The 2,202-nt window shown below is 71.8% G+C and carries 2 protein-coding genes; both read right to left on the bottom strand.

The window, feature by feature from the left end:
• A partial coding sequence (locus tag ACNFOC_RS53535) for a hypothetical protein (RefSeq protein WP_416966190.1) occupies positions 1–1,286 on the bottom strand: 1,286 nt, incomplete at its 3' end.
• The gene (locus ACNFOC_RS53540) at positions 1,283–1,978 is read right to left on the bottom strand and encodes a hypothetical protein (protein WP_416966191.1); all 696 of its coding nucleotides are present in this window, start codon (positions 1,976–1,978) and stop codon (positions 1,283–1,285) included. The genes ACNFOC_RS53535 and ACNFOC_RS53540, both read right to left, overlap by 4 nt.
• Positions 1,979–2,202 lie beyond the last annotated feature (224 nt).

A 2,202-nucleotide genomic window follows, 5' to 3' on the forward strand; every position in this document is an offset into this window, starting at 1 on the left:
CCGTTACACCGCGTTTCCGTGGGCCTGGGTCCGGGAGGAGCTGCGGTTGCGAGCCCGGCCGGCGTCTGAACCACCGGCGACAACGGTCGGAGTCGATCACCCCACAGAAGCCGGGCAGAGACAGTGTGCTCGAACCAGCACGTGACCGTCGACGACGTCGAACGGTGCATCGCGGTGACCGTGTAAGTCGCGCCCGCTGTCAGGGAGTTGAGCCTCAGCTGGGTCGAGACCGACTTGTTGACGGCGCCCGAGCCGGACGCCGCCCGTTCGTCGTCCGCCGCCCAGACCACCGTGGAACCCAGGGTGACCTGCGGGGACATGTGCGCTGTCGTGGTCTCGCTGCTCACCGTGTAGACCCTCGCTCCGAGGCTGATGATCACCGAACCGGACGGTGGTGCCGTGAAGTTGAGCGTCACCGCGGTGATCGCGGTGCCCGAGAGCGCCGCCGTGTACGTCGTCGACGTGGTCGAGCCGGCGTCCAGCGACTGCGCGAACACGGGGCCCGGTACGGCGGGTTGCCAGGCGGTGCCGTTCCAGCGCTGGAGTTGGCCCGCGGAGCTGTCCCGGTACTGGCCGGTGTAGCCGCCGGTGGTCAGCGCGCCCGCCGGGGCGATACCGCCCAGCCCCTTCGGATACGGCACCCAGGCCGAGCCGCTCCAGCGCTGGAGCGTGTCGGTGATGTCGCGGTAGTGGCCGGGGTAGCCGCCCGCCGCGGTGTCGTCGGAGCGGGTCGGCAGGATGCCGCCCAGTGGAACGGTGGTCGGGCGGAGGTCGGTGCTCGCGGTGGTCCAGGGGATACCGCCGCCGCCCGTGCTGGTGTGGGCGGCCACCGTCACCGTGAACAGCAGCAGCGAGACGTCCGGGACCGGGGGCGCGACCGGGACGGCGGCCGGGGTGCCGCGGACGATCTCCACGGCGGCCTCGCTGCGGCCCGAGCCGTCGTACTCGTCGTCGTAGATCCGCAGGACCACCAGGTCGATACGGCCGTACTGGGCGTCGCCGTCGGTGAAGGTCAGCGGGACCGGGGCGGTGACCGCGACCGGGTAGGCGCCGCGGGCGATCGACGACTGGACGACTGCTCGGCCCACGCCGACGGTGCCGCTCATCGTGCCGGTCGTGCCGGCCAGCCAGAGTCCGGTGACGCGGTAGACCCCGCCCTCGGAGCCGGGCAGGACGCCGGAGCGGCCCTTGATGTCGGTGACCGGGGTGAGCGCGCCGATCTGGGTGGTGCGGGTGTCGGCGCGGGACTGGCCGTCCGGGGACAGCCACGCGGAGGTCACGGTCACGGCGCGCACTCGTAGGTGCCGTGGATGGACAGGACGTCACCGGTGCCCCAGGCGACGGGCGCCGACTTGTCCCAGATGGTGTCGCTGTTCGCGAGGGTGTCGCGCACCGAGCGGACGTAGCCGATGCTGCCGGTCACCGCGAGCAGGCCGCTGCCCTGGTAGAGCAGCCCGGTGGAGGAGTCGAAGTACTCCGCGTTCAGCACCCGCCCGTCCAGCTTCCACGTGGGGGTGGCGACCGGCAGGACCGGAAGCCGGAACGTCCAGTTGGCGTTGACGTCCTGGGCGGTCAGGTTGGTCGTGGACCCGATCTTCAGGTAGATCCGGACGTGTACGACCGTCCCCAGCCTCGCGTACGACCCAGCCAGCGTGCCGTTGCCGATCGCGGGCGCCGTGCCGGTCTCGGCGCCCCACACCGGGGTGTAGTCGGTCCAGGTCGGGGAGGGGAGATAGTTGATCCAGGTCGTGCCGTTCCAGCGTTGGAGTACGCCGGCGGACGTGTCCCGGTACTGGCCCGTGTAGCTCGCCGTGGCGACCGCGCCGGCCGGGGCGATGCCTCCCAGCGCGCTCGGGTACGACACCCAGGCCGAGCCGTCCCAGCGCTGGAGCGCGCCGCCGGAGTCGCGGAACTGGCCCGGGTAGGCGCCGGTGCCGGTCTCGCCGTACGCGGGGAGGATGCCGCCGACCGCGACCACGGGTGTACGGAGGTCGGTGACGTCTGTGCTCCAGGTGATGCCGCCCTTGCCCGCGCTGATGCCTGCGGCGACCTTGACCTGGTAGAGGGCGAGTCCGATGCCGCTCCGCGAGCGGGCAGGACACCTTCACGGTGACGTATCCGGCGATCGACCCGAAGTATCTGGCCTCGGCCAACACGCCCACGCCTACGGCGAGTTCGACCTCCACCGCGGCGCCGCACGAC

This window comes from Streptomyces colwelliae (assembly GCF_048158785.1).
Taxonomy (GTDB): Bacteria; Actinomycetota; Actinomycetes; order Streptomycetales; family Streptomycetaceae; genus Streptomyces.